Below are 25,542 nucleotides of genomic sequence, written 5' to 3'. Positions count from 1 at the left end.
CGGTGGACACCGGGTGGTGGTGGCGATGGACGAGGGGCTGCTGGAGAGGCGGTGACCGCGTTGCCCCAGTGGCTGCGGGCTGTGGTGACTGGACAGGCGGCGAGTGGGGCCCCGCCCTACGATGGTTCTGAGTTCTTCCTGTGAGTTCTTCCTCATATGGTCGGAGTCAGCTCATGACGCACTCGAGCCGAGGATTGCGCAGGGGGGCTGTGACCGCCGTAGCCGTGGGAACGCTCGCGGTGCCGATAGCGGGTGGGTCCGCGTTCGCCACACCGGCCGCCGTATCCGCCGGCTCCAGCTCCGCCTCCGTCGTCCGTGCCACCGACCCGCCCTCCCCGTCCGATTCCGGGTCTACAGCTCCGGGACAGGTCCAGAAGCTCACTCCCGCCGTGGAGAAGGAGCTCGACGCCGCCGTGCAGAAGGTCATGCGTGAGGCGAACGTGCCGGGTGTGACCTTCGGTGTGTGGACGCCGGACAAGGGCGAGTACGTGAAGTCCTTCGGCGTCGCCGACAAGAGCACCGGCCAGAAGATGTCGCCCGACCTGCACATGCGTATCGGCAGCGAGACCAAGACGTTCACCGTCACGTCGATCCTGAAGCTGGTCGACGAGAAGAAGGTCGGCCTCAACGACCCGATCGGCAAGTACATCGACGGGGTCCCCAACGGGGACAAGATCACCATCCGTCAGCTCGCCGAGATGCGCAGCGGGCTCTTCAACTACTCGGAGGACGAAGGCTTCTACAAGGCGCTGACGTCCGATCCGGAGCAGCCGTTCACTCCGCAGCAGCTCCTCGACTACTCGTTCAAACACCCCGTGCTGTTCGCGCCGGGCGAGAAGTTCTACTACTGCAACACCAACCTCATCCTGCTCGGCCTCGTGGTCGAGAAGGAGAGCGGCCGGCCCCTCAACGAGTACATCAAGGACAACATCCTCACGCCCGCCGGCATGAAGCAGACCCTGTTCCCGACCGGCAACGAGTTCCCGGAGCCGCACGCGCAGGGCTACACGAACCAGACCGCGAGCGGGAAGACCGAGGACTCGGCCGACTGGAACCCGTCCTGGGGCTGGGCGGCGGGCGCGATGATCTCCACTCTCGACGACCTGCGGATCTGGGCCCCCACGGTCGCCACGGGCAAGTTCCCCGACGGCGCCACGATGATCAGCCCCGCCACGCAGAAGCAGCGCCTCATCACCCCGAAGACCACGATCCCGGGCGCGGGCTACGGCCTAGGCATCTTCAACGTCCAGGGCTGGATAGGCCACAACGGCTCCCTGCCGGGCTACGAGTCCCTGACGATCTACCTGCCGTCGGCCAAGGCGACCCTCGTGGTGGTCCTGAACACGGACATCAACCACGACAACTCGGAGCCGAGCACCCTCGTCGGCCAGGCGATCACCAAGATCATCTCCCCGTCCAACATCTTCAACCTCCCGGCACAGCCGGCGGCGCAGTGACGAACTCCGGGACAGGACCCAGGCCATGAAAATGCCCCCGAGCCGCGCCATATACGCAGCTCAGGGGCATGATCGTAAAAGCTACTTCTTCTTACCCTGGTTCTTGACCGCCTCGATCGCCGCCGCGGCCGCGTCCGGGTCCAGGTAGGTGCCGCCCGGGTTCAGGGGCTTGAAGTCCGCGTCGAGTTCGTAGGACAGCGGGATGCCCGTCGGGATGTTCAGGCCCGCGATGTCGGCGTCGGAGATGCCGTCGAGGTGCTTGACCAGGGCGCGCAGGCTGTTGCCGTGGGCCGCGACCAGGACCGTCTTGCCGTCCAGGAGGTCCGGGACGATGTCGTCGAACCAGTAGGGGAGCATGCGGACGACGACGTCCTTGAGGCACTCCGTCTGCGGGCGCAGCTCCGGCGGGAGGGTCGCGTAGCGCGCGTCGTTGAACTGGGAGTACTCCGCGTCGCGGGCCAGCGGCGGCGGCGGGGTGTCGTACGAGCGGCGCCAGAGCATGAACTGCTCCTCGCCGAACTCGGCCAGCGTCTGTGCCTTGTCCTTGCCCTGGAGCGCACCGTAGTGCCGCTCGTTCAGGCGCCACGAGCGGTGGACGGGGATCCAGTGGCGGTCCGCGGCCTCCAGCGACAGCTGGGCCGTGCGGATCGCGCGCTTCTGGAGCGAGGTGTGGACGACGTCGGGGAGCAGGCCTGCGTCCTTGAGCAGCTCACCGCCGCGGACTGCCTCCTTCTCGCCCTTCTCGTTGAGATTGACGTCCACCCAACCGGTGAACAGGTTCTTCGCGTTCCATTCACTCTCGCCGTGGCGGAGGAGGATCAGCTTGTACGGTGCGTCGGCCATGACTCCGAGCCTAATCCACGCCTCCTGCGCCCTGCGCGCCCGGCCACGGGCCGGACGGTACGGGTCCGACGGTACGGGGGCGGGTCCCGCCGACGATTGACGGCCGCCGTCAATTGAGTGGCTCCCCCGGCCTCCTCCCCCGTAAGTTTCGTACACCAGCTGCGCCGCTTACCAGCACTCCCAGGGGGAACCGTCCCGATGTCCGTCACCGCTCTCAGACGGGCCGCACACGAGAGTGTGTCCGGTCTGCCGCGCCAGTTCTGGTGGCTGTGGACCAGCACCCTGATCAACCGCCTGGGCGGCTTCGTCCTCACGTTCATGGCGCTGTACCTGACCACCGAGCGCCACTTCTCCGCGTCGTTCGCGGGTCTCGTCGCCGCGCTCGTCGGGCTCGGCGGAATGATCGCGTCGGTGCTCGGCGGGGTGCTCGCGGACCGGATCGGGCGGCGGCCCACCCTCCTCGCGGCGCAGCTCGCGACCGCCGTGACCGTCGCCGTCCTCGCCTTCGTGCGCGACCCCGCCGGGATCGCGGTGACCGGCTTCCTGCTCGGCGTCGCCTCGAACGCATCGCGGCCCGCCGTGCAGGCGATGATGGCCGACCTCGTCGCGCCGAAGGACCGCGTGCGGGCGTTCTCCCTCAACTACTGGGCCATCAACCTCGGCTTCGCCGTCTCGTCCGTCTACGCCGGTTTCCTCGTCGCCGCCAGCTACACCGCCGGCTTCCTCCTCGAGGCCACGATGACGCTCGCCTGCGCGGTCCTGGTGTTCGTGAAGGTGCCCGAGTCGCGGCCCGAGCGCGCCGAGCCGAAGCCCGACGCGGCGCCCGTCGCCGACGTGACGATGCTGACCGTCCTGCGCGACGGCCGGTACATGCTGATGGTCGGCCTCTCGTTCCTCATCTCCGTCGTCTTCACGCAGTCCTCGTCCGGGCTGCCCATCGTCATGGGGCAGGCGGGGCTGAGCAGTTCGGACGTCGGGCTCGTCGCCGCCGTCAACGGCCTCGTGATCGTGGCGCTGCAGATCCCGCTCACCCGCTTCATCGAGAAGCGCGACGCGGGCCGGCTCCTGACGGTCTCCTCGCTCCTCATCGGCTACGGCTTCGCGCTCACCGCGTTCGCCGGGTCGATGGCCGCGTACGCCCTGATCGTCGTCGTGTGGACCCTCGGCGAGATGGTGAACGCGCCCACGCAGTCCGGCCTGGTGGCGCGGCTCGCCCCGACCCACGGGCGCGGCCGCTACCAGGGCATGTACTCCATGTCGTGGTCCGTGGCGGCCCTGGTCGCCCCGCTCGCGTCGGGCGTGACGATCGACCGGTTCGGCGCGCAGTGGCTGTGGGCGGGCTGCGCGGCGATCGGGACGGTCGCGGCGGCCGGGTACTGGATCCTGATGCGGGGGCTGCCCGCGGAGGAACACCCCGTCGCACCCGTCCCCAGCCCCGAGAAGACCGTGGCCGAGCCCGAACTCACCGCCTGACGCTCACTGCCTGACCGACGACCGCTGCGCGTCGTACAGGTTCCGCGGCCGGACCGTGTCCGACACCCCGTCGCCGTACAGCTCGAGCCGCGCATGCAGGTCGCCGGTGAAGTCCGGGACATCGGTCTGGTCGAACTCGCGGACGGTGTTGACGGCGACGGTCGCGCTGTACGGCGCGAGTCCGTCGATGCGCATCAGCCCGGCGCGCTGATTCGTGACGCGGATGTTCCAGTGCGTGAAGCGCGCGCCGAAGAGCGGTCCCGCCGACGCGTCGCCGCCGTGCCGGCCGTCGTTGTTCACCGTGATGTCGGTGCGTACGTTCGCGAAGGGCATGCCGCGGTGCGAGTCGAACGTGCCCATCTCCATCTCGCCGCGCGACCACACGTTGTACGACGACAGGCCCTCGACGTTGATGCCGTGCAGCTGCGTGCCCGCGGGGGCGGGGACGGTGCGCTGCTCGATCGTGAACGACTCGACGAGGTTGTCGTGGGAGCCCTCGCGGCAGAAGTACGGATGGTGCGAGCCGCGGCCCGCGACGCGGGTGCGGCGCAGGGTGCAGGCGGACGCGGCGACCAGGCCGAAGCCGTTGTCGACGTGGCGGACGGTGACGTCGTCGGCCCAGCAGTCGTACGCGCACTGGAACGCGACGCCGTTGTAGCCCTTGTCGAGGAGGTGCTGGGACTGCGGGGTCTCGACCGCTTCGAGGGTCAGCGCCTCGACGCCCGAGCCGGTCAGGGCGCCGGCGTGCGTGGTCAGCCGTGGGTCCCACTCCGGGCGTACGTCGAGGGGGAGCGGGCGTTCGAAGGTGACGCGGCGGCCGTGCACGGATTCGATCCGTACGGGCCATTCGTAGGGGACGTACGAGGTCAGCTTGGTCTTGTCGTCCCAGAAGTACGCCTCGGGGCCGGGGCCGCCGCCCGCCATGTGTTCGAGGAGGGTGTGCCCGGGGTCGTCGGCGAGGCGCAGGAGGACCAGGTCGCCGCGCGAGAGGCGGGTCGCGTCGGCGACCGTCACCGACCAGGAGCCGCGGGTGGCCGGTTCGACCGCCGTCAGCGTGTCCCACTCGTCGCGCTTGTTTCCCGTCCAGCCCTCGAAGGGCCAGGCCTTCGCCCTGATCGCGTCGGTCAGGGTGCGGAAGCGGTCCTCGGGGCAGAGCCAGACCAGGCCGCCCGCCCAGGACCAGCTGGACTTGTCGCCGCCGTAGCGGGAGCCGTAGACGCCGATGAGTTCGGTGAGGCTGCGGGTCGCGTACAGCTTGGTGCGGCTGCTGCCGGCGCCGCGCAGGACGACGCCGGAGTGGCCGATGCGGATGAGGTCGTCGATGCGGTACGTGCCCGGGGGAAGGTGGACCGTGCCCCCGCCGGCCCGTCCGGCGTCGGCGAGGGCACGGTTGATCGCGGGGGCGGCGTCGGCCGAGCCGTCGGGCCGGGCGCCGTAGTCGCGTACGACGTCGGCGACGACGCGGGGGCGGGCGAAGCCGTGCCGGCCCACGCGGTATCCGGCCCGGCCGACGTACGGGATCTGCGGGTGCGTATAGGGGGTGCGGGTGAATTCGCGCCAGATGGGCGGCACTTCACCGGACCGGGCCGTGGCGGCCCGCGCGCCGGTTCCCGTCGCCGTCATGGCCGCCACCGCGATCGCGCTGCCCAACAACCCGCGTCTGCTGAGGTTCTCCACCGCCGCCACCCTCCACACGATTCCATACGTTCAACTACGTGAACGCTGTTCATGTCTGCGTCGGCCGCGAGCATGCCACGGCGACCCCCGCGACGGAAGGGGGCGTGCAGCAGTGAAACGGGCGGGAGGGAAGGGCTACTTGGTGGGGCGCTGGGTCAGATTCGTGAACGCGTCGAGGTTACGCGTGGACTCCCCGCGCGACACCCGCCAGGCGTACTCACGGCGGATCGCGCTCGCGAAACCGAGCTCGAGGAGCGTGTTGAACGCGCCGTCCGCGGCCTCCAGGACCGAGCCGAGGAGGCGGTCGACCTCGTCCGGGGTGACGGCCGCGAGGGGCAGCTTGCCCGTGAGGTAGACGTCGCCGAGCTGGTCGACCGCGTAACTCACGCCGTACAGACGGAGGTTGCGCTCCAGGAGCCAGCGGTGGACGCCCTGCTCGTTCTCGTCCGGGTGCCGGATCACGAACGCGTTCAGCGAGAGCGAGTGCTTGCCGACGAGCAGCGAGAGCGTCGTCGACAGCTTGCGCGTCCCGGGCAGCTTCACGACGTACGACGAGCCGGGCTCGGGGCTCTCCCACTCGAGCTCGGCCTCGGTGAGGACCTGCTCGATGACCGCCGCCGCGCCGGCCATGGTGCTGTCAGCCATGCAGCGAGGGTACGTGACGGGGGTGGCGGTGCTCGTAGGTGGCCGCCGTGTACACATCGGCCGTCGCGGAGGCCGCCGTGTCCCAGCCGAAGCCCTGCGCGTGCGCCGCCGCCGCGGCACCCATGCTGTCCACAAGCTGTGGACGGTCGGCGAACTGGCCGAGCCTGCGCGCGTACACCGTCGGGTCGTGGCCCGGGACCAGGAAGCCGGTCGACTCGTCGCGCACGGCGACGGGCAGACCGCCGACCGCGGCCGCGATCACCGGCGTGCCGGCCGCCTGCGCCTCTATGGCGACGAGCCCGAAGGACTCGTTGTACGACGGCATGACGAGGACGGATGCCGCGCGGAACCAGTCCGCGAGCTGGTCCTGCCCGACCGGCGGGCGGAAGCGGACGACGTCGGCGATGCCGAGCTTGGCGGCGAGCTTGTGCAGCCCCTCCGGCTTGGCCAGACCGCTGCCGCTGGGGCCGCCCACGACGGGCACGACGATCCGCGAGCGCAGCTCGGGCCGCTCGTCGAGGAGGACGGCGACGGCCCTGAGCAGGATGTCCGGCGCCTTCAGGGGCTGGATACGGCCCGCGAACAGCGGGATGAGGGCGTCCTGGGGCAGGCCGAGGCGGTGCCGGGCGGCGGCGCGGCCGTCGGCGGGGCAGAAGCGCTCCAGGTTCACGCCGGGGTGGACGACCGCGACCTTGCCGGCGTCGGCCTCGTAGTGGCGTACGAGCTCGTCGGCCTCCTCCGCGGTGTTCGCGATGAGGCGGTCGGCGGCGCGGACTACCTGGGTCTCACCGATGACGCGCGCGGCGGGCTCGGGGGTGTCGCCCTCGGCGAGCGCGGCGTTCTTGACCTTGGCCATGGTGTGCATGGCGTGCACCAGGGGGACGCCCCAGCGCTCGGCAGCCAGCCAGCCGACGTGACCGGAGAGCCAGTAGTGCGAGTGGACGAGGTCGTAGTAGCCCGGCCGGTGGCCCGCCCACGCCTGCATCACGCCGTGCGTGAAGGCGCACAGCTGGGCCGGCAGCTCCTCCTTGGCGAGGCCCTCGTACGGGCCCGCGTCCACGTGCCGGACCAGAACACCGGGCGACAGCTCGACCGCAGGGGGCAGCGCGCCGGTCGTGGCGCGCGTGAAGATCTCGACCTCGATGTTGATCGCGGCGAGGCGCTTGGCGAGCTCGACGATGTAGACGTTCATGCCGCCCGCGTCGCCCGTGCCGGGCTGGTGGAGCGGTGACGTGTGCACGCTCAGCATGGCGACCCGACGCGGTCTGCGGTGCGCGCCGGGGAACCTGAGCCGCTGGGACGAGGCCCCGGAACGGCGGAGCCTGGACACGTACTGGCTCACGTGGCGGTCCTCCTTGCTGCGGGCACGGCGTCGGGGGCCCGTGATCGCGGGCGCGGAGCCCGGGCACGAACCCTCCTTCAGCGGCTGCAACACCGGATCTCTCCGCTCCATTTCCGTTTTGCCGAATCATTACCGTCGGGGACTCAACCCTGGGACCGCGGCCCCGGGCGCATACCCTCGTAGCCATGAGCCCGCGCCCCCCGTCCCGCCCCGTGGGAACGGTCACACGCGGGACCACCAACCCCAATCGCCTGCGCCGCATGGACCGCTGGATCGCGGCCACGCACGGCGCCGCCCTGCGCCGCGCCGACCACCCCGTCGCCGTCGACCTCGGCTACGGCGCCGCGCCCTGGACCGCGGTCGAACTGCTCCAACGGCTACGCACCGTGGCGCCACGCACGCGCGTGGTGGGCATCGAGATCGAGCCCGCGCGGGTCGCCGCCGCCCTCCCCTACGAACGGGACGGCCTCACCTTCCGGCACGGCGGCTTCGAGGTGCCCCTCCCCCACGACCCGCTCCTGATCAGGGCCGCGAACGTGCTGCGCCAGTACGACGAGGACCAGGTGGCCGAGGTCTGGCGGCGGCTGACCGCGCGGCTCGCGCCCGGCGGGCTCCTGGTCGAGGGGACCTGCGACGAGATCGGCCGCCGCCACGTGTGGGTGGCGCTCGGGCCGGAGGGCCCGCGCACGGTCACCTTCGCGACGCGCCTCGGCTCCCTCGACCGCCCCTCCGACCTCGCCGAGCGCCTCCCCAAGGCGCTGATCCACCGCAATGTGCCGGGCGAGCCGGTCCACGCGTTCCTGCGCGACTTCGACCGCGCCTGGGCCGCGGCCGCCCCCTACGCCTCGTACGGGGCGCGGCAGCGCTGGATCCGGACGGCACGGGCACTGAGCGCGGACTGGCCGGTGCTCGACCGGCCCGCGCGGTGGCGGCAGGGGGAAGTGACGGTCGCCTGGGGGGCGTTGGCGCCGCGGGGCTGACGACGGACCGCCCGGAGCCGGAGGGAACGATCTCGCAGGGCGGTACGTCAGACGATGCGGGAAGGGGCGTACGGGGCTGAGGGGGCGGGCCGGGAGCGGCTGGGGAGTTGTTGCCCGGGTCTGTCACATTCGGCGCCGCCATGGCACCATCCCCAGGGCATCCGTAAGTTACTGACGGTAAATCAGTTCTGGTGAGTCTTCACTGCTTGGGGGCGGAGCGCGATGAGCAAGCGGACCACGACAGTCATGGCGGCCGTGGCACTGGTCAGCGCGCTGACCGTACTGACGGCGCCGGGCGCCGCGTACGCGAGTCCCGCGCGGCCCGCGCCGCCGTCAACGGCAGACAGAGGCCCGGACCTCGAGGCGGTCCGCGCCAAGCTCGACGGGCTCTACCACGACGCGGCCGTCGCCACGGAGGCGTACAACGCGGCCGAGGAGAAGGCCCGGAAGCAGTCGGGACAGATCGTCCAGCTGGCCAAGGACATCGTCGCCGGCCAGAAGAAGCTGGACCGTCTGAAGTCCCGCGCGGGTGCCGCGGCCCGCCAGCAGTACCGCAACGGCGGGATGCCGCCGGAGGCGCAGCTAATGCTCTCGGACAACCCCTCGCGGTTCCTGGACGGCGCGGACCGGATGCGGCAGGGGCAGCACGCCACCAAGGGACTCATGGGCGAGCTGACCCGGACGCAGGAGGACCTGCAGACGTACGCCCAGGACGCCACGCGGAACTGGAAGAAGCTCGAGTCCAACCGCATGGAGAAGGCCCGGGCGCAGAAGAAGATCAAGAGCAGGATCGCGGAGGCCGAGAAGCTCGAGTCACAGCTCGAGAAGAAGGAGCGGGAGCGCCTGAAGGAGCTGGAGCAGCAGGCGGAGTACAAGCAGCAGACGGCCTGGCTCAGCTCGGGGGTCCTCAAGGACATCAAGGGCAGCGCTTCGGCGCGGGGCAAGAAGGCGGTCGCGTTCGCCACCGGCCAGCTCGGCAAGCCGTACGTGTGGGGCGCCGAGGGGCCCGGCTCGTACGACTGCTCGGGCCTGACCTCGCAGGCCTGGTCGGCGGCCGGGCGGCCGATCCCGCGGACCTCGCAGGAGCAGTGGAAGCAGCTCAAGCACATCGACATCAAGGACATGCGCCCCGGCGACCTGATCATTTACCACGACGACGCCAGCCACGTCGGGATGTACATAGGGGACGGCGCGATCGTGCACGCCCCCCGGCCCGGGCGGAACGTCACGGTCGCGGGCGCGGGCTCGATGACGATTCTCGGGGTCGTCCGCCCCGACGCGTAAAGGTCCGCGCAGGGCCGGCTGCCGTGAGCTGGGCCACGTGACCCACCGCACTCCGAGGCCTGCGGTTGCAGTGAAACGACGTGACCTTCGTCATCCCCGAAAGGGCCGATGGGCCCTTTGGCGTGCCCAATTGCGTTAGCTGATGCGGCATATGACAGTGGCGGTTTGCCTCTCACCATTCCGTTGCCGGGCCGCCTACCGCTAAGGTCCACCGTCGGTGGTGCGACGATCCTTCGCTCCACCACGCCCTCGGGGGGAGGGAAGGAACCGAGCGATGCCCGTACCCGTACCGCGGCAGAGAGCGATCCCGGCCGTGGAAGGTGGTCAGGCTCCGACTGTGCCGACGCCGCCCGTCACGCTGCCCCGGCAGTCCACGACCTCCGGCGCCCAGAGCGGCGGAGGTGGCCCTCTGACGCTCCTCGTCATCGAGGACGACCCCACCGCCTCCCTCGGCGTGCCCGAACTGACCGACTCGGCGGGCAAGCCGATCCGCGTCCGTACCGCCCGCAACCTCACCGAGGCCGAGCGGCTCCTCACCGACGACGTCCACTGCATCCTGCTCGACCTCGCCCTGCCCGCGCCCGGCGCGGCCACGGACGCCGACGAGCTGGAGACACTCCGGCACGTCCTGCGCCTCGCGCCGCGGCATGCCGTCCTCGCCCTCACCGCGTCCGGGGACGCGGAGCGCGGCGCCGAGGCCGTGCGCGTCGGCGCCCAGGACTATCTGTTCCGCGACGAGCTGGACGGCCGCCTCCTCGGCCGCGCCGTCCGCTACGCCGTCGAGCGCAGGCGCGCCGACGTCGCCCAGCGCAAGCTCGCCGAGTCCCGGCTGCGCGCCCAGGAGAACGCCCGCCTGGAGCGCGGCCTGCTCCCGACGCCGCTCCTGGACGGCTCCCCGCTGCGCTTCGCGGCCCGCTACCGCCCTGGCCGCTCCCGCGCGCTGCTCGGCGGCGACTTCTACGACGCCGTCCGTACGCCCGACGGCACAGTGCACGCCATGATCGGCGACGTCTGCGGGCACGGCCCCGACGAGGCGGCGCTCGGCGTCGAACTGCGCATCGCCTGGCGGGCGTTGACGTTCGCCGGCCTGTGCGGCGACGAACTGCTCTCGACGCTCCAGCAGGTCCTCGAACACGAGCGGGCGGACGACGAGATCTTCGCGACGCTGTGCACGGTCGACATCTCCCCCGACGGCCGCCGCGCGGGCCTGTGCCTGGCCGGGCACCCGTCGCCGCTGATCTCCCGTCCGACGTACTCCCGGGTCCCCGGCTCCGCCCGTGTCCCCGGGACCCCGACCGCCGAGCTGCTCCCGTACGAGGACAACGGCCCGGCGCTCGGTCTGCTGCCGCGCGCCCGCTGGCCGCGCCGCCAGGTGGAGCTCGGCCCGACGTGGAGCCTGATGCTCTACACGGACGGCCTGATCGAGGGGCGGGTCGGCGACGGCAAGCAGCGCCTCGGCCAGGACGGCATGGTGGACATGGTGCGCCGCGGGCTGGCGGAGGGGCTGCGCGGCGAGGAACTCATCGACGCGACGGTGAACGAGGCCCGCGACCTCAACGGCGGCGACCTCACGGACGACGTGGCCGTCGTCCTCCTGGACCGGGGGAACTAGCCCCTGAACCGGGGCGCTGACCGCGCCCCGGGAGCCGGAGGGTCAGCGCCCGCCGTTGTACGGCCCGTACGGACCGTCGCTGCTGGAGCCGCCGCCACGGCGGCCCCGGCCGCCGCCCGACACCTGCTGGAGCGCGGGCCGCACGTCCACGAAGAAGACGATCGTCGCGACGAGCCCCGCGAGCTGGAGGAACAGCATCGGGATCAGGAGATTCACCGCGACCGCGATACCGAGGATGATCAGCCAGAACATCTTGTTCTGCTTGTCCGCCGCGCGGAACGCGTCCTCGCGCGAGAACGCGGCCATCACCAGAGCAACCACCGCGAGCACGAGCATGGCGGTGTAGAGCAGCCACATCAAGCCGCCGAAAGCCGACATCAGCACAACGCCCACCACCCGAGTCAGATCAGTCCTACGCGGTCACCGTACCCGGTGAACGGGCCGGACACTCGGTAAGTGCCCGGCCCGTCCCTCGGTACGCTCCGTACCGCTTTCCTTACCCCGCCGTGCCGCTACTTCGCGGAGGGCGTGCTCTTCTTCACGGTCGTCGTCTTCTTGGCCGGGGCCTTCTTCGCCGCCACCGGCTTCGTGGCGGACGCGTCGGCCGGCTGGGGCTTGGCGGCGGCCCGCTCGTCGGCCACGGCGACGGGCTCCGCTTCCGGCTCGACGGCCTCGGCGACCTCGAGGATCTCGTCGGCCGCCTCACCGCGCCAGGCCCGCACGGTCTCCTCGCCGTGCTCGGCGACCTTCTCGTACGTCTCGCGGGCCTTGACGGCGTACTCGGCGGCGACGCCGACACCGCGCAGCGCGAGGTCCTGAGCGGTCTCGCCGATCTTCTTCAGGTCGGTGTCGAGGGTGCCGAGCACCTCGTTGACCTTGGCCTGGATGGCCGCCTGGGCCTCCTTGGCGCGGCCGGCCGCCTTCTCCTGAACGTCCTTCGGATCGGTGTTGCGCACGGCCTCGAACCGGGCCGGGGCCTCGGCACGCAGCTGCTCCACGATGCCGGGCACCTTCTTCGCCTGCTGGTAGGCGAGCTCGGCCGTGCCGGCGGCGAAGTAGAGGGGGGTCGGGTTGCTGAGGGTCTTGCGCAGGTCGTCGGTGATGGCCATGGCGTGGTCCTCCCGGATCACATCGGCTTCAGCTTGAGGGTTCGGCACCGCTGTCCCCGGCCGTGCGGGGGCCGTCGGCGGGGTGTTCCTGACTGCTGTGCTGTGCCTCGGTCCCGTTTTCTTTTCTGAAGGACTCGTAGATCTGCAACAGCACTTGTTTCTGGCGTTCGTTGAGCGAGGAGTCGGCGAGGATGACGGCGCGCGTCTCCACCTCTTCCCGGTCCCGCTCCGCATCGAGGATCCCGGCCCGCACGTACAGCGTCTCCGCGGAGATCCGCAGGGCCTTGGCTACCTGCTGGAGAACCTCCGCGCTCGGCTTGCGAAGACCGCGCTCGATCTGGCTCAGATACGGATTGGACACCCCGGCGGCATCGGCGAGCTGCCTGAGCGAGAGCTGCGCACTGCGGCGCTGCTCGCGCAGGTACTCACCGAGATTGCCGACGTTGAGCGATGCCATGTTCCGATAGTGCCTCGCCGGTGCTAACTATTGCAAGCGGCTGCTTGCAATAGTGTGCCACGCCACCCGGAAGGCGGCGCGGGCCCAGCCCGGCCCAGGCGCGAGCCCGGCCTGACCCCAACGATGGCCCTACGCGCGAGGGCCCGCTTCCGGTTCTCCGTCGAGGACCTGAGCGCTGCCCACGGGTCCGTTCCTGACCGGCCGGGTGAGGATCTTGGCGACGCACGCGGGTATGACCGCGCCGGGCTCGTGACTGCGGGCCCGGTACGCGCTCGGGGTCTCGCCGACCAGCTCGGTGAAGCGCGAGCTGAACGACCCCAGCGACGTACAGCCGACCTCGAAGCAGACCTCCGTCACGCTCAGATCGCCCCGCCGCAGCAGCGCCTTGGCCCGCTCGACACGGCGGGTCATCAGATAGCTGTACGGGGTTTCACCGAAGGCGGCACGGAAGCTGCGGGAGAAGTGGCCGGGCGACATGTGCGCGGCGCGCGCCAGGGCCGGGACGTCGAGGGGCTGCGCGTAGTCCCGGTCCATCATGTCCCGGGCCCGGCGCAGCCGTACGAGGTCATCGAGCGTCACGCTGCCAGCGTACGGCGGGGCCCGGGTCCCCGTACGGCCACTCGCCGTACCGCCCGCAAAGCCACGACTCCGCAACCGCGACAGATAATCCGCAACGGATCAAATTCGTTACCCTGGCACTCATGACCTCCATGGCACCCACCCGCACCGAACCGGACCTCTCCTTCCTGCTCGACCGCACCAGCCATGTGCTGCGCACGCAGATGGCGGCGGCCCTCTCCGAGATCGGCCTCACGGCCCGCATGCACTGCGTACTGGTGCACGCCCTCGAGGAGGAGCGCACGCAGGCGCAGCTCGCGGAGATCGGTGACATGGACAAGACCACGATGGTGGTGACGGTCGACGCCCTGGAGAAGGCGGGCCTCGCCGAGCGGCGCCCGTCCGCGCGGGACCGGCGGGCGAGGATCATCGCGGTCACGGAGAAGGGCGCGCAGGCCGCCGTGGAGAGCCAGGCGATCGTCGACCACGTCCACGAGGAGGCGCTCGGCTCGCTCCCCGAGACGGAGCGCGAGGCTCTGCTGCGAGCACTGAACGCCCTGGTCGACGGCCACCTGGCCGCCCCGCCCGAGAGCCCGCACCCGGCCCCGCGCAGGGCGCGTCAGCACTAGCCCCCATCCCACTCCCCGACCCGCCCCCTCCACATGCACCCGTAAAAGATAGTCTGCAACAAAACTATCTGCTACGGTCATTCCTGTTGGCCCGCAGCGGCTCCCGCAGTGGCCCTTTGACAGGAGATGACCGTAAATGGCTGCCGTTTCCGCACCACTCCGCGCCCTTCCGGCGCTCCTCGCCCCCCAGCGCTCCCGGTGGCCGGCCCTCGGTGTCCTGGCCACGGGGATGCTGATGACGGTCCTCGACGGCAGCATCGTGACCGTGGCGATGCCGGCCATCCAGAGCGATCTCGGGTTCACCCCGGCCGGACTCAGCTGGGTCGTCAACGCCTACCTGATCGCGTTCGGCAGCCTGCTGCTGCTCGCCGGGCGGCTCGGCGACCTCGTCGGACGCAAGCGGCTCTTCCTCGCGGGCACGGTGGTCTTCACCGCGGCCTCGCTCCTGGCCGGCGTGGCCACGAGCCCCGAGGTCCTGATCGCCGCGCGGTTCCTCCAGGGCGTCGGCAGCGCGCTGGCGTCCGCCGTCAGTCTCGGCATCCTCGTCACGCTGTTCACCGAACCCCGCGAACGAGCCAGGGCCATCGCCGTGTTCAGCTTCACCGGCGCCGCCGGGGCCTCGATAGGGCAGGTCCTGGGAGGCGTACTCACCGACGCGCTCAGCTGGCACTGGATCTTCTTCATCAACCTGCCCATCGGGCTCGCGGCCCTCGCGGTTGCCGTGCCCGCCCTGCCCCGCGACCGCGGCCTCGGGCTCAGGGCCGGCGCCGACACGGCCGGCGCGCTGCTCGTCACCGGCGGCCTGATGCTCGGGATCTACTCCGTCGTCAAGGTCGAGGCGTACGGCTGGACTTCGGCACGCACGCTCGGGACCGGGGCCGTCGCCGCACTGCTGCTCGCCGGGTTCTTCGTCCGGCAGGCCAGGGCCCGTACGCCGCTCATGCCACTGCGGATCCTGCGCTCGCGCAGCGTCGCCGGGGCCAACCTCGTCCAGATGCTGATGGTCGCCGCGCTCTTCTCCTTCCAGATCCTCGTCGCCCTCTACCTCCAGAACGTCCTCGGCTACGGCGCCGCGGAGACCGGCCTCGCCATGCTCCCCGCGGCGGCCGTCATCGGCGCGGTCTCCCTCGGCGTCTCGGCCCGCCTCGGCGCCCGCTTCGGCGAACGCAACGTGCTGCTCACCGGGATCGTGCTCCTCATCGGCGTACTCGGACTCCTCGCCCGCGTCCCCGTGCACGCGCACTACGCCACCGACATCCTCCCGGTGATGTTCCTCGCGGCGGGTTTCGGCCTCGCCCTGCCCGCGCTGACCTCGCTCGGCATGTCCGGGGCGAGCGAGGCCGACGCCGGGGTCGCCTCCGGCCTCTTCAACACCACCCAGCAGATCGGCATGGCCGTCGGAGTCGCCGTGCTCTCCACGCTCGCCGCGTCCCGCACCCGCTCGCTCACCGCGCACGGCGCCACCCGCGCCGAGGCCCTCACCAGCGGCTACCACCTGGCCTTCACGGTCGGTACGGGTCTGCTCGTCGCCGCGTTCCTGATCGCTTACGTGGTACTGCGCAAGCCCCGTACGACGACCTGATCAGCCCCACCCGCCCACCACCACACCCCCCACCGACGGAGGCGTCATGACGGCGAAGAGTGGCCCCGCACCCCGGATCCTCACCGATGAAGAGCTCCAACTGCTTCTCTCCCGCAGCCGGTTCGGAACGCTGGCGAGTGTCCGGCGCACCGGGCACCCGCACCTGTCCACCGTGCTCTACCACTGGAGCCCCGAGGAGCGCGTCGTACGCGTCTCCACCACGGCCGACCGGCTCAAGGCCCGCCTGCTGCGGAGCGACCCGCATGCCGCGCTGCACGTCAGCGGCCCCGACGTGTGGTCCTTCGCGGTCGCCGAGGGCGAAGCCGAGGTGTCGGAGGTGACAGCCTCGCCCGGCGACGCCGTCGGACGCGAACTGCTCGCCATGACACCGGGGTTCGACAATCCGGAGCAGGAGACGGAGTTCCTCGCACAGCTGGTCGAGGAGCGCCGCGTGGTGATCAGACTCCGCGTCTGCCGCCTCTACGGGACGGCGCTCGACATCCCGGAGTGAGCGGGCGGCTCAGACCGCGTCCGGCCCGAACGGCAGTGGCCGGCTGTGCACGACGTCGAGGCGGGAGGCTGCGCGGGTCAGGACGACGTACAGCCGGTGCGGGCCGCGGCGCTCGGCCTCGGCGGCCGGCTCGACGGCGACGACATGGTCGTACCAGAGGCCCTTGGCGACAAAGGCCCCGAGGACGGTCACGCGAGCACGCGGATCATCCGGCCGTCGAGCACTATGCGCCACCCCCTGCGCCGAGCCCCCGCTCCAACTGCCGAAACCCCAGCTCAGCAGCCTCCACCGCATCCGGCCACACCGCGTCGGCGCTCTCCCCCTCGGCGATCCGCCGCCAGTTCTCCATGGCGAGAACGCGCTGCACGGCAAAGATCTGCCCGGCCCCGAGCGCCGCCCCGACCCCCTCGCCGAGCGCGCCCGCCAGGATCTTCTCCGACCGCTCCTGATACCCGTACGCCCGCGCGACCAGCGACGGGGTGCCGTAGAGCAGCCGGTGAAAGGCGAGCACCGCGGGGTGGTCGTTGAGCCCGGTCACCGGGTCGCGCCGCTCGAGCCCGTCGAGAAAGTGCGCCCGCAGCGCGGCGAGCGGGGTCACGCCCGCGCCCCGCCCGGCGACGACGCGCGCGGCCTCGTCCTCGTGATCGGCGAACCGGTGGAGGACCAGGTCCTCCTTGGTGGGGAAGTACCGGAACAGGGTCGGCTTGGAGATCTCGACGGCGGCCGCGACCTCGGCGACGGACACCTTGTCGAACCCCTTCTCCAGAAACAGCCCGATGGCCGCCTCGGAGATCGCCTGATACATCCGCCGCTTCTTCCGCTCGCGGAGGCCCATACCACCGGTCTCGCCACTCATGGGGGGAAGCGTACGGGCCGACCACCGCCGCACGGCTTCAGGTGGCGGCCCCGGGCCGTCAGGAGGGCTCAGCCCCCGCCCAGACCGACGGAACTCCGGGTCGTCGACCGGTTCCCGGTTCACGCCCACCCGTGAGGGCACGGTCATCGGCCGGCCGAAGTCCGGCACCATCACCCTTATCTAGACGCGCTTCGTCGGACCGGGATCGTCCAGGAGCTTCTGAAGGCGGTGGCAGAGCTCGTTGCAGAGCGTCTCCCCGGCCGGGCATACGAGCCCTCCTCAAGGCCAGGGCATCCACAGGGCGTTCACACTCCGGTGGGGACTCCAGCAGTCTCCGGATGCCCATGGTCCCCACTCGGCAACGCCCGGGCAAGGTAGGGGTTCGTCCGGCCCGGGGGCATTCCCAGCCATGCCAGGGCCTTGTGCAGCGTGGTCGCGTACGTGCCCACGGCTCGCAGCACGTTGGGGGCGTCGAGTCCCGCGCCGGTGACGAGCCGGTCCAGGTCCACATAGGCCGAGCGGACGATCTCGATGGACCGGTACACATGCCGATCGGCGCGCCACCCGTTGGTGAATCGTTCGGGCAGCTGCCTCGTCCAGCGCGCGAACATGCGCTGGCGGATCTCCGATTTCGTCGGCGTCAGGTGCATGTGCCGGACGAGGTCGTAGAGCGGATCCCCGACCATCGCCATCTCCCAGTCGATGAGGGTCAGCCCACCGTCCTCCCGCCGTACGAGGTTCCACGGGTTGAGATCACCGTGCAGCAGCGCACGTCCCCGCGGTGACACCACGTGACGCCCCAGGCCCCACTCCAGCCAGCGGGCGCCTGGAAGTCCCAGCTTGTTGGCCAACTGCCTGGACTCCTTGGGCAGTCCGTCGACGAGCCGGACCAGTTCATGGCCCAGCCAGGCATAGAAACTCTGGCTCCCCATGGGAGCGTCCAACACGCTGGTGTCGACCTGCGTCAAGGCACACAGTTGGTCCACGAGGTCGTCCGCCTCATGCGGCAGGAGCCCGTCCACGGGGTGCTCCGGCGGGCGGAGCCCCCGGGAAGGGCCCTCGTAGGAGTGAATGGAGAACTGGTCCTCGAGATTGCTGACACCCAGGGCCAGCACACGGGGAGCGCGGACGGCGCCCCGTGACTGCTCGATCGCCCGCAGGACCGCGTGCTCGTCGAGGAATCGGCGTTCCGTGTGGCTCACCGAACCCGCCTTCCGACGGACCATCACGGGGAAGCCGACCGCAGGTACACGCACCACTGTGCTGAGGTGGGCCGTTCCCTTGAAGACCTGGTCGGCGGTCGCTCCGCCTTCGGCCAGCAGTGCCTGGACGACCGCGCGCTCGGGAAACTCCGGGTGCTCCGGCACTCGCCGGTCCCGCGTCCAGGAGATCCCCGAGATCGTCGGCTTCCCCTTGTACCGGCCCTTCTGTGCCTCACGCCAGCGGAAGAGGATCGGCTCGATCTTGGCCACGTCGGGCACTCTCGTGAGCCGCAGCGGCTTCTCCGCCCGCCGCAGCGCCCTGTGCACCGACTGGGCCGCGACGTCGAGGTCCCGCTGGCTGAAGGAATCGCCCAGGGAGGTGACGGCCCTTATGACATCGGGATACACGGACTGCGCGTGCTCGAAGTCGATGTAGTGCCGCAGGTCCGAACCGAGTCCGACCGTCGCCTCGGAACGGGCGCCCTGCATCGCCTCGCGCCACTCACCCGTGACCTCGGCCCACTGTTCCTCGGGATAGTCCATGCGCACCAGGTGCGTGGCCAGGTCGTGCAGCGGATCGCCATACGTGGCCAGCTCCCAGTCGACGCAGATGAGGGGCGGGTCGCCGTGGTACGACACGATGACGTTGTCCCGGTGCAGGTCTCCGTGGAGCAAGCTGAAGGGCCTCCGCATCAGGGTGGGAACCCGTTCGGCGAACCTGGTCAGCGCGTCCTCAGCGATACCGAGCGCCGCGAACAGCCCACCAAAAGCAGTCCAATTGGGCTTCCGGATCTGTTCCTCTGCCGCTCGAGCCAGCGCCCTCAGGAAAGCCCCGCTGTCGCGACCCCTGCGAGGCCAGAAATCCGGGAGCGGGGGCAGGCCACGGCTGGACACACGCGTCATGTCGGCGAGCAGTCCCGCCAGAGCGGAAATCAGATGGGAGTCGACCGGCTTGCCGTTCGGGCAGACGCTGGAGAGCGGCACACCCTCGACGTAACTGTGAATAGCCAGGTCAGCCCGCTTGAACAGGCACTGTGGAACATTCGGCAGCACGCCGCCGATGGCGTCGAGGATGCCCTTCTCGTCCTGCCACGTCCTGATCACCACGGGAAGCGCCTCGGTCTTGCGCACCCGCACCGTCACCCGGGTTCCCGGGGCCTGGCCCAGGCGCCGCGCCATCGGTTTGGCCAGGGGAATTACGTAGTTCCGGTGGTGGTGACTGCTGAGCGATTCGCCCTCCAGCGCCGCCTGCCGCCTGAAGCGATCCCAGATGTCCTCGTCGGAACTTCCTCGCTGACAAGAACTCGGGGCGTGAGATGCGCCCACGGGCCTCTCCTGAATACTCGCGCAACGGGCCGGAAAGTGATGCACACCTTAATGGCCCCGATGGCGACCCACGAGTCGAGCAGAACAGTCCCGGGTCTCAATGCCGTAAACGCCACTCTCCGGTGTCACGCGTTCGAGGAAGGAACGGGTCAGCCGCCCGGCTCGGCGAGGCGGCCCCACACCGAGTCGAACCACGCCTGCCAGGCGTCCACGAAGACGGAGCCTCGTGAGTTCTCGTCGTCGTCCTTCACGTAGTGGGTGAGCGTCGCCCCGAGCCCGAGGACGTCGAGCGCCGCGATCTCCTCACCGGTCTCCAGCACGATGGGCCGCTCAATGACTTCATACGGCCCGTGCAACGCTTCGGTTCCGTTGAGCAGGTAGAGCTTGAAGGCCGGCGTGAGCGCCACATGGCGTATCTCGATGTCGGCGGCCGGGACAAGGCCCTCCGCGCGCAGCTGGCGCAGCTCCCTGCGGAGTGAAGCGGTGTGCCGGCGCGTGATGCCGTGGAGCCGGTCGCGCAGCCTCGGGTCGTCCGACCGGTCCAGTGCGCGCGGATAGGGCAGCTCAAGGGACTCGGAGGGCAGCAGCATGCGCAGTCCGATCCGCTGCGGGGCGATCTCCCCGGTCCGGATCCGCTCCGCCTGGAGCCTGATGTGGGTGTCGAGCGACTCGGACGTCAGGGTATAGACATCCAGCGTGACATTCGGTCGCTCGAACGCCTCGCTGATCAGTGGGCCGAGGGAGACCCGGCCCTCGTGCGACGCCTTGGCCGTGTACGACTGGATTCGCTGGGTCTTGATGACGCGGGATCCGCTGCCCTGGCGTGATTCGATCCAGCCCTCGCCCGCGAGTTCCCGCAGCGCCCGCTGCACGGTGTCCCTGGAGACCCCGAACGAGTCGGCGAGCTCTCGCTGCGGGGGAAGCAGACTGTTGAGCGGGTAACTCCCGTCGGCCATACGCGCACGCAACGTCTCGGCGACGCGCCAGGCCTCCCTGCCACCGCCGTCACGCCTGCGTTCACCGGCCATGGAGCGACCGTACCTCTTTCAGCCCAACTACACGCCGGAATCAGTCAAGTTGAAGCCCAAACCGAGCCGGCGGTTACTGGATCAGACCGGTCGGGGAAATCCAATTCAAGTCAACCAGTCCAATTGGACAGGTAGTTGATCGCTGAAGGCATACGCCAAGGGGCGGGAACATGGTCATCATCCAGCTGCTGTCGACCCTGGTGGTCCTCGGCTTCGAGCAGCTCGTCCAATGGCGCTACGGGGCCTTCGGGCTCTTCGCGCTGATACTGCTCACCACGGGCATCCGCATGCGCAGCGAGCGGTGGCTCGCGGTCGGCGCCGTGCTGCTTGTGCTCCTGACCATGCAGGCGTGACCCAGCGGACGCGACCCGTCAGCCCCGCCCCCGCAACACCCCGAGCACCGGCTCCAGGGAGGACACCACCACCTCCGCTCCCGCCTCCCTCAGGACCTTTGCCTTGCGGTCGGTTCGGGCGTAGCCCAGGAACGCGATGCCCGCCGCTGTGGCCGCTTCGAAGTCCGAGGGGGTGTCGCCGATCATCAGGGACGTTTCGGGGGTCGCGCCTAGGGCGCCGAGGGCGCGCTGTACGCAGTGCGGGTGGGGCTTCAGGAGGTGGAGGTCCTGGGTTCGGCCGTAGATGTGCGGGGCGAAGCAGCTGGTGAGGCCGCGCGTGGCCAGGTAGCGGGACGCCACCGCCGGGGAGTTGTTCGTCGTGACGGCCAGGTGGGCGCCCACCGCGAACCACGTCCTGATCAGCGGGTCGGCGAACTGTGTGGGCCACGCCGAGGCCACCGCCGTGAGCTCCTGCTGGGTGAGGCGCTCCTCCAGCTCGACGACCAGGTCGCTGCCGGGGCGCCGGCGGTCGACGGCGCGCAGGACGGCGTGCGGGTCCGGTTCCGCGCGCTCCTCCTCGGTGAGCAGACCGTGCAGCCCGCGCTCCTCGAGCCACCGCACCTGTTCGACGGCCACCCGCTCCGCCGAGTGCCCCGCGAAGAGCCGGCAGATCGGCCCGTCGAAGTCGAAGAGCACGAAGCGCGCCCTTTTGATCAGTTCCCGCAGTGATTCCGTCGCTTCAGCCACCGGAACAGTCTGCTTCGTTGCATCAGAAGTCACTAGGAGAGTGTCAGGTCCGTGGTGATGGTTTCCCAGAGGGCGTCGAACCACTTCTGCGATTCCTCCACGAACGCCGTATCCCGCTGCCCGGCCCGCTTCTCGAACGAGAACAGCAACGACTCCGTGCCGAGCGTGTCGTACATGTCGAGCGTGCCGCTCTCGATCTCCTCCTCGCGCCGCGTGACCAGGTAGTACGAGAGGAGCGCCTCATTCCCGTTGAGCAGGTAGAGCTTGACCGGCGGAGTGAAGGGCAGCGCGCGGAACGTGACCCGTACGTCGATGCCGTGCGAGGACCGCAGCGAGCGCAGATTGTGGCGCAGGACCTGGCCCTGCGCGTTGCGCTGGTCGAGCCAGCGCTGGTGCACGACATCGCCCTCCCCGGCTCCGGCGTCCTCGACCGATACGGGGAAGGCGAGATTGATGTCCCTGCCCGGCAGCAGGATGCGCACGTCGACCGAGTCGGGGCGTATACGGCCCTCGTGGATGAAGCGCAGCGGCTCGCCGAGCGCCAGCATCAGGGTCTCCGCGGTGAGGCAGACGGCGTCGATCCGCACCTGCGGCGACGCGAACGCCTCGGACAGGCGCGGCGCCAGGCCGACCATCGTGCGCTGGGGTTCGTCGCGGGCCGGGGCCTGCTCGGCGATCCTCGGCGGGCTGCCCTTGCTCACGTTGCTGAGCAGGCCGTCCTCCTGGAGGGAGCGCAGGGCCTGCCGTACGGCGCCGCGCTCCACGCCGAACTCCTCGGCCAGCTCGGCCTGCGTCGGCAGCCGCTCGCCCGCGCGCAGCTCACCCGCCTTGATGCGCTCCCGCAGGACGTCGGCGATCTCCTGTGGTGAGGACCTTCTGCTGCCGTTCACTGCAACGCTCTCCTGAGTCACAACCAAACGCTACAACTAACCATCACTTGGCGGGAGTTGTTGAGGAGTTGTTTATTCACCTTGACCAAGTGGGGACAACTTCATCGTAGTTGGTTACCAACTTGGAGCAAGATGGCCGAAGGAGGAACCACCATGCCCGTCCTCACCTTCTTCTCCGCGGTGTTCGTGATCACTTTCGAGCAGCTGATCCAGTGGCGCTACGGCCCCGTCGGCATCGCCGGCCTGCTGCTCCTCACGATCGGCGTCAAGACGAAGAGCCCCACCTGCAGCTCCATCGGAGCCGTACTCCTGGCTCTGATGATCGCCGGACCCGCGCTCTGACACAGGCGGGTCCCCGCGCCCTCACGGCGTGAGCGTCAGGTCCGAACTGATCGTGTTCCAGAGGCTGTCGAACCACAGGTGGGACTGCTCGACGAACGTCGTCTCCCGCAGCCCCTGCCCCTGCCCCTGTTCGAACGGGAAGAGCATCGACCGTGTGCCCTGCACCCCGTACGTCTCCAGGTACTCCTGGTCGATCTGCTCGTCCCGCCTCGTCAGTGTGTAGTACGCGAACAGCGCCTCGCCGCCGTTGAGCAGATAGAGCTTGATCGGTGGCGTGAACGGCAGTGCCCTGAACGTGACGTGGACGTCGATCCCGTGCGTGGAGCGCAGGGCGAGGAGGTTGTGGCGCAGGACCTGCCCCTGCGCGTTGCGCTGCGCCAGCCAGTTCCTCTGGAGCCGGGCGTCCGCCGTGCCCACCCGCGTCGGGAACGCGAGGTCGATGTCGCGGCTCGGCAGCAGGACGCGGACGTCGACCTTGGCCGGATTCGAACGGCCGGCGTGGATCTGACGGAGCGGCTCACCCATCGCGAGCGTCAGCGAGACCGCAGTCAGACAGAGGGCGTCGATCTGGACGTGCCGGGCGCCGAACGCGGCGGTGACCCGCGGGCCGAGCCCCACCATCGTGGGCTGGGGCGGCGCCCCCGGGCCGGTGAGGACGGGGCCCGTGTGCTGCGCGACGGTGGCCGGGGCTCCCTTGGACACATCGGCGAGCAGGTGTTCCGAGCGCAGGACGCGCAGGGCCTGGCGCACGGCGGCGCGCTCCACGCCGAACTCGTCGGCGAGGCGGGCCTGGGTCGGCAGACGTTCACCCGGCCGCAGCCGGCCCGCCCTGATCCGGGCGCGCAGCTCGTCGGCCACCTGGCGATACGTCGCCGGTGGCTCCTGGTGGCCATTGACCGCGGCAGGTTCCGAACCCACAGACGAACCCTACAACTTCCCGCCATCTTTGGGGAGTTGAAGGAAAGGTGGTTATGAGTCGGCGTTAGGCGGAGATAAGTTCAGTGGAGTTGGTTGCCAACTTGAGCCACATGGTCGGACATCCTCAAGGGTTGGCCCGGTTGGTCATCACTCCCGAACTGAAGGGGGACCAGACATGCCGTTCATCGCCATCGCCGTAGCAGCCCTCGCCATCGGGTTCGAGCAGCTGATCCAGTGGAAGTACGGGCCGATGGGCATCATCGCGTTCGTCGCGCTCTCCATCGGCCTCAAGGCCAAGAACAACCTCATCAGCGGCATCGGGGCCGTGATCCTCGTGATGCTGCTGGCCCAGAGCGGCTGACCGGGCTCCCTTCCGGAGGGGAGCCGGGAGCCCGGTCACGCCACGGCGTCACAGCGCGCCGGAGCACCACAGCACACCTCAGTAAACGCGCCTCAGAAGACGCGTCTCAGCACATGCGCCTCAGAAGACGTCCGGGCACCACGGGCGCCTGGACGTACGCAGCAGGGCGTCGGCAATGGCGGCGGCGCCCGCCCTCTCCTCCCTGACGCGGCCGAGCGCGGCGAGCCGCACCGCGGACTCGTCGCCCAGCCACAGCGTCCCCAACTCGCTCACGTCCAGCGTGAGTTCGGGTTCCTCCGAGGTCGGTGCGCACACCGCACCCCCGGGCTCCGCGTCCAGCCGGTAGCGGCCCCCGGAGAGGCCGGCCGCGTCGCCGACCTCGAGGACCAGCGATCCCGTCCCCGCGTACGTACGCGCCTCAAGCGCCCTTACGACATCCAGGATCCGCACCCACAGCCAGTCCGCGTGCGTGACGACGCGGGCCGCGCGCGGGTCGGGCAGCAGGTGCGGCAGCAGGTCGTCCGGGGGCCGGTAGCCCGTGCGGACGGTCGCGATCCAGTCGACCGAGCAGACGTAGTGCCACAGCGCGCGCTCGGCGGCCGGGGTGACGGCGATCATGTCGCGCACGGTCGCCGTGTTGTGCGGCTGTTTGGTGTCGCCCCAGTTGTCGTCGACGGCGTAGACGATCAGGCCCTCGGCCTCGCCGTTCGGCGCGCGGTAGACCGCGTAGAAGGGCTCCTTCCAGGGCTCTTCGGGGGTTTCGAGGCGTCCGGTGTTGCGACGCCACCAGAACCCGTCGCGGTCCACTACTCCCGGCCGGCTCGCGCGCAGCCGCTCGTGCAGCTCCGGGCCCGTCTTGCGGACGTCCTCGCCGTCGACGAGATCGATACTGCCCCCGTCGTCCGGCACCGGCCGGCGCGGGTCGAGACCGGCGCGCGGCACGTCCACCGCCCACTCGGTGAGCGACGTGGCGGGCCCGAAGCCGAACCGGCCGTAGATCGGATACTCGGCGGCGATGAGCGTCGCGACGACGTCGCCGCGGGTCTTCGCGTCGGCCAGGTCGGCCGCCATCATCCGGCTCAGCAGGCCGCGCCGACGGTGGGTCGCGCTGACCGTGACGTTCGAGATCGCGTCGGCGGGGACGGCCGCGCCGCCCGGCACGGTGAGCTCCTGCGGGAACGAGCGGAAGGTGGCGACGCAGCGCCCGCCGTCGAACGCGCCCAGGATCCGGGAGCCGCGCGCCTGTTCCCTGCGTTTGTCGAGGGTTTCCCGTGAGTCGGGTGTACTCCGCAGGAAGCCGGTGTTCAGCGCCCGGGACCAGTCGGCAAACTCGTCATCGGTGATCGGCCGTACGTCGATGTCGTCGCGGGTCATCCCGTCA

26 protein-coding genes and 1 pseudogene are annotated in these 25,542 nt (G+C 70.2%); 11 read left to right on the top strand and 16 right to left on the bottom strand.

The features are described from left to right. Window positions 1-173: 173 nt before the first annotated feature. A complete protein-coding gene (locus OG574_RS25850) occupies window positions 174-1,457 on the top strand; it encodes a serine hydrolase domain-containing protein (RefSeq protein ID WP_326775138.1) in 1,284 nt (427 codons plus the stop codon). An 81-nt stretch (window positions 1,458-1,538) separates the two neighbouring features. On the opposite strand, the gene OG574_RS25845 is transcribed toward OG574_RS25850, so the two are convergent. Continuing rightward, window positions 1,539-2,300, bottom strand: coding sequence for a phosphoglyceromutase (locus OG574_RS25845; RefSeq protein WP_326775137.1), 762 nt, complete (start codon window positions 2,298-2,300; stop codon window positions 1,539-1,541). 198 nt (window positions 2,301-2,498) lie between these two features. Between OG574_RS25845 and OG574_RS25840 the strand changes: the two genes are divergently transcribed. Next, complete coding sequence (locus OG574_RS25840; protein ID WP_326775136.1) at window positions 2,499-3,773, top strand: MDR family MFS transporter; 1,275 nt, start codon at window positions 2,499-2,501, stop codon at window positions 3,771-3,773. A gap of 3 nt (window positions 3,774-3,776) precedes the next feature. Here the strand turns inward: OG574_RS25840 and OG574_RS25835 are convergent, their stop codons facing one another. The 3 genes from OG574_RS25835 to mshA all read right to left on the bottom strand — a co-directional run bounded on the left by OG574_RS25835 (window position 3,777) and on the right by mshA (window position 7,437). Further along, on the bottom strand, window positions 3,777-5,396 hold the full coding sequence (locus tag OG574_RS25835; protein WP_326778615.1) for a glycoside hydrolase family 55 protein: 1,620 nt from the start codon (window positions 5,394-5,396) through the stop codon (window positions 3,777-3,779). A gap of 189 nt (window positions 5,397-5,585) precedes the next feature. Then, on the bottom strand, window positions 5,586-6,080 hold the full coding sequence (locus OG574_RS25830) for a YbjN domain-containing protein (protein WP_100595783.1): 495 nt from the start codon (window positions 6,078-6,080) through the stop codon (window positions 5,586-5,588). A gap of 7 nt (window positions 6,081-6,087) precedes the next feature. Then, a complete protein-coding gene (gene mshA, locus OG574_RS25825) occupies window positions 6,088-7,437 on the bottom strand; it encodes a D-inositol-3-phosphate glycosyltransferase (RefSeq protein WP_199841882.1) in 1,350 nt (449 codons plus the stop codon). Between the two features lie 185 nt (window positions 7,438-7,622). Between mshA and OG574_RS25820 the strand changes: the two genes are divergently transcribed. The 3 genes from OG574_RS25820 (at window position 7,623) to OG574_RS25810 (ending at window position 11,313) form a co-directional block, all read left to right on the top strand. Further along, window positions 7,623-8,417 carry a class I SAM-dependent methyltransferase gene (locus tag OG574_RS25820; RefSeq protein ID WP_326775135.1) on the top strand — a complete coding sequence of 265 codons (795 nt, stop codon included), beginning with the start codon at window positions 7,623-7,625 and terminating at the stop codon, window positions 8,415-8,417. Between the two features lie 222 nt (window positions 8,418-8,639). Further along, on the top strand, window positions 8,640-9,701 hold the full coding sequence (locus OG574_RS25815; protein WP_326775134.1) for a C40 family peptidase: 1,062 nt from the start codon (window positions 8,640-8,642) through the stop codon (window positions 9,699-9,701). 274 nt (window positions 9,702-9,975) lie between these two features. Continuing rightward, complete coding sequence (locus OG574_RS25810) at window positions 9,976-11,313, top strand: PP2C family protein-serine/threonine phosphatase (RefSeq protein ID WP_326775133.1); 1,338 nt, start codon at window positions 9,976-9,978, stop codon at window positions 11,311-11,313. A gap of 42 nt (window positions 11,314-11,355) precedes the next feature. Here OG574_RS25810 and OG574_RS25805 read toward each other — a convergent pair whose 3' ends face one another. From OG574_RS25805 to OG574_RS25790, 4 genes are all read right to left on the bottom strand, one after another. After that, the gene (locus OG574_RS25805) at window positions 11,356-11,697 is read right to left on the bottom strand and encodes a DUF2516 family protein (protein WP_100595782.1); all 342 of its coding nucleotides are present in this window, start codon (window positions 11,695-11,697) and stop codon (window positions 11,356-11,358) included. A gap of 128 nt (window positions 11,698-11,825) precedes the next feature. Next, a complete protein-coding gene (locus OG574_RS25800; protein WP_326775132.1) occupies window positions 11,826-12,422 on the bottom strand; it encodes a hypothetical protein in 597 nt (198 codons plus the stop codon). 28 nt (window positions 12,423-12,450) lie between these two features. Next, on the bottom strand, window positions 12,451-12,879 hold the full coding sequence (locus OG574_RS25795; protein WP_100595643.1) for a helix-turn-helix domain-containing protein: 429 nt from the start codon (window positions 12,877-12,879) through the stop codon (window positions 12,451-12,453). A 129-nt stretch (window positions 12,880-13,008) separates the two neighbouring features. After that, window positions 13,009-13,458, bottom strand: coding sequence for a helix-turn-helix transcriptional regulator (locus OG574_RS25790; RefSeq protein WP_100595642.1), 450 nt, complete (start codon window positions 13,456-13,458; stop codon window positions 13,009-13,011). A gap of 122 nt (window positions 13,459-13,580) precedes the next feature. Here OG574_RS25790 and OG574_RS25785 point away from each other — a divergent pair, with 122 nt between their 5' ends. From OG574_RS25785 to OG574_RS25775, 3 genes are all read left to right on the top strand, one after another. Continuing rightward, window positions 13,581-14,066, top strand: coding sequence for a MarR family winged helix-turn-helix transcriptional regulator (locus OG574_RS25785; RefSeq protein WP_326775131.1), 486 nt, complete (start codon window positions 13,581-13,583; stop codon window positions 14,064-14,066). 136 nt (window positions 14,067-14,202) lie between these two features. After that, entirely contained in the window at window positions 14,203-15,648 is a 1,446-nt protein-coding gene (locus OG574_RS25780; RefSeq protein WP_326775130.1) for an MFS transporter, read from the top strand. Between the two features lie 46 nt (window positions 15,649-15,694). Then, entirely contained in the window at window positions 15,695-16,159 is a 465-nt protein-coding gene (locus OG574_RS25775) for a PPOX class F420-dependent oxidoreductase (protein WP_326775129.1), read from the top strand. A 9-nt stretch (window positions 16,160-16,168) separates the two neighbouring features. Here the strand turns inward: OG574_RS25775 and OG574_RS25770 are convergent. The 4 genes and pseudogenes from OG574_RS25770 to OG574_RS25755 form a co-directional block, all read right to left on the bottom strand. Then, window positions 16,169-16,372 (bottom strand): annotated as a pseudogene (locus OG574_RS25770) (AAA family ATPase); the annotation flags it as partial. A 10-nt stretch (window positions 16,373-16,382) separates the two neighbouring features. After that, window positions 16,383-17,015, bottom strand: coding sequence for a TetR/AcrR family transcriptional regulator (locus tag OG574_RS25765; protein WP_326775128.1), 633 nt, complete (start codon window positions 17,013-17,015; stop codon window positions 16,383-16,385). A 305-nt stretch (window positions 17,016-17,320) separates the two neighbouring features. Continuing rightward, a complete protein-coding gene (locus OG574_RS25760; protein ID WP_398378389.1) occupies window positions 17,321-19,360 on the bottom strand; it encodes an aminoglycoside phosphotransferase family protein in 2,040 nt (679 codons plus the stop codon). A gap of 332 nt (window positions 19,361-19,692) precedes the next feature. Continuing rightward, on the bottom strand, window positions 19,693-20,571 hold the full coding sequence (locus tag OG574_RS25755) for a winged helix-turn-helix domain-containing protein (protein WP_326775126.1): 879 nt from the start codon (window positions 20,569-20,571) through the stop codon (window positions 19,693-19,695). A gap of 170 nt (window positions 20,572-20,741) precedes the next feature. On the opposite strand from OG574_RS25755, the gene OG574_RS25750 reads away from it, so the two are divergent. Further along, entirely contained in the window at window positions 20,742-20,924 is a 183-nt protein-coding gene (locus tag OG574_RS25750) for a hypothetical protein (RefSeq protein ID WP_326775125.1), read from the top strand. An 18-nt stretch (window positions 20,925-20,942) separates the two neighbouring features. On the opposite strand, the gene OG574_RS25745 is transcribed toward OG574_RS25750, so the two are convergent. Beyond that, the gene (locus OG574_RS25745) at window positions 20,943-21,683 is read right to left on the bottom strand and encodes an HAD family hydrolase (protein ID WP_398378388.1); all 741 of its coding nucleotides are present in this window, start codon (window positions 21,681-21,683) and stop codon (window positions 20,943-20,945) included. After that, window positions 21,683-22,567, bottom strand: coding sequence for a GntR family transcriptional regulator (locus OG574_RS25740; RefSeq protein ID WP_326775124.1), 885 nt, complete (start codon window positions 22,565-22,567; stop codon window positions 21,683-21,685). The genes OG574_RS25745 and OG574_RS25740 overlap by 1 nt, the downstream gene beginning before the upstream one ends. A gap of 126 nt (window positions 22,568-22,693) precedes the next feature. On the opposite strand from OG574_RS25740, the gene OG574_RS25735 reads away from it, so the two are divergent. Next, window positions 22,694-22,882, top strand: a complete 189-nt coding sequence (locus tag OG574_RS25735; RefSeq protein WP_326775123.1) for a hypothetical protein — start codon at window positions 22,694-22,696, stop codon at window positions 22,880-22,882. A 21-nt stretch (window positions 22,883-22,903) separates the two neighbouring features. Here the strand turns inward: OG574_RS25735 and OG574_RS25730 are convergent, their stop codons facing one another. Next, the gene (locus tag OG574_RS25730; RefSeq protein WP_326775122.1) at window positions 22,904-23,800 is read right to left on the bottom strand and encodes a GntR family transcriptional regulator; all 897 of its coding nucleotides are present in this window, start codon (window positions 23,798-23,800) and stop codon (window positions 22,904-22,906) included. Window positions 23,801-23,975: 175 nt separating this feature from the next. Here OG574_RS25730 and OG574_RS25725 point away from each other — a divergent pair, with 175 nt between their 5' ends. After that, window positions 23,976-24,161 (top strand): hypothetical protein, encoded by a 186-nt coding sequence (locus tag OG574_RS25725; RefSeq protein WP_100595631.1) that lies wholly within the window; start codon window positions 23,976-23,978, stop codon window positions 24,159-24,161. Window positions 24,162-24,281: 120 nt separating this feature from the next. Here the strand turns inward: OG574_RS25725 and OG574_RS25720 are convergent, their stop codons facing one another. After that, window positions 24,282-25,535 carry a GNAT family N-acetyltransferase gene (locus tag OG574_RS25720; RefSeq protein WP_326775121.1) on the bottom strand — a complete coding sequence of 418 codons (1,254 nt, stop codon included), beginning with the start codon at window positions 25,533-25,535 and terminating at the stop codon, window positions 24,282-24,284. Between the last annotated feature and the right edge of the window lie 7 nt (window positions 25,536-25,542).

This window comes from Streptomyces sp. NBC_01445, from assembly GCF_035918235.1.
Classification (GTDB): Bacteria; Actinomycetota; Actinomycetes; order Streptomycetales; family Streptomycetaceae; genus Streptomyces.
The sequence above is the reverse complement of the archived record's forward strand: the minus strand, read 5'-3'. Positions and strand labels throughout refer to the sequence as shown.

Excerpts from the sequence above, each read along its gene's own strand:
- OG574_RS25720 (WP_326775121.1), bottom strand. The coding sequence starts at position 25,535 with ATGACCCGCGACGACATCGACGTACGGCCGATCACCGATGACGAGTTT.
- OG574_RS25835 (WP_326778615.1), bottom strand. The coding sequence starts at position 5,396 with ATGACGGCGACGGGAACCGGCGCGCGGGCCGCCACGGCCCGGTCCGGT.
- OG574_RS25820 (WP_326775135.1), top strand. The coding sequence starts at position 7,623 with ATGAGCCCGCGCCCCCCGTCCCGCCCCGTGGGAACGGTCACACGCGGG.
- OG574_RS25810 (WP_326775133.1), top strand. The coding sequence starts at position 9,976 with ATGCCCGTACCCGTACCGCGGCAGAGAGCGATCCCGGCCGTGGAAGGT.
- OG574_RS25815 (WP_326775134.1), top strand. The coding sequence starts at position 8,640 with ATGAGCAAGCGGACCACGACAGTCATGGCGGCCGTGGCACTGGTCAGC.
- OG574_RS25785 (WP_326775131.1), top strand. The coding sequence starts at position 13,581 with ATGACCTCCATGGCACCCACCCGCACCGAACCGGACCTCTCCTTCCTG.
- OG574_RS25795 (WP_100595643.1), bottom strand. The coding sequence starts at position 12,879 with ATGGCATCGCTCAACGTCGGCAATCTCGGTGAGTACCTGCGCGAGCAG.
- OG574_RS25840 (WP_326775136.1), top strand. The coding sequence starts at position 2,499 with ATGTCCGTCACCGCTCTCAGACGGGCCGCACACGAGAGTGTGTCCGGT.
- OG574_RS25845 (WP_326775137.1), bottom strand. The coding sequence starts at position 2,300 with ATGGCCGACGCACCGTACAAGCTGATCCTCCTCCGCCACGGCGAGAGT.
- OG574_RS25830 (WP_100595783.1), bottom strand. The coding sequence starts at position 6,080 with ATGGCCGGCGCGGCGGCGGTCATCGAGCAGGTCCTCACCGAGGCCGAG.
- OG574_RS25755 (WP_326775126.1), bottom strand. The coding sequence starts at position 20,571 with ATGGCCGGTGAACGCAGGCGTGACGGCGGTGGCAGGGAGGCCTGGCGC.
- OG574_RS25800 (WP_326775132.1), bottom strand. The coding sequence starts at position 12,422 with ATGGCCATCACCGACGACCTGCGCAAGACCCTCAGCAACCCGACCCCC.
- OG574_RS25735 (WP_326775123.1), top strand. The coding sequence starts at position 22,694 with ATGCCCGTCCTCACCTTCTTCTCCGCGGTGTTCGTGATCACTTTCGAG.
- OG574_RS25775 (WP_326775129.1), top strand. The coding sequence starts at position 15,695 with ATGACGGCGAAGAGTGGCCCCGCACCCCGGATCCTCACCGATGAAGAG.
- OG574_RS25780 (WP_326775130.1), top strand. The coding sequence starts at position 14,203 with ATGGCTGCCGTTTCCGCACCACTCCGCGCCCTTCCGGCGCTCCTCGCC.
- OG574_RS25850 (WP_326775138.1), top strand. The coding sequence starts at position 174 with ATGACGCACTCGAGCCGAGGATTGCGCAGGGGGGCTGTGACCGCCGTA.
- OG574_RS25725 (WP_100595631.1), top strand. The coding sequence starts at position 23,976 with ATGCCGTTCATCGCCATCGCCGTAGCAGCCCTCGCCATCGGGTTCGAG.
- OG574_RS25750 (WP_326775125.1), top strand. The coding sequence starts at position 20,742 with ATGGTCATCATCCAGCTGCTGTCGACCCTGGTGGTCCTCGGCTTCGAG.
- OG574_RS25765 (WP_326775128.1), bottom strand. The coding sequence starts at position 17,015 with ATGAGTGGCGAGACCGGTGGTATGGGCCTCCGCGAGCGGAAGAAGCGG.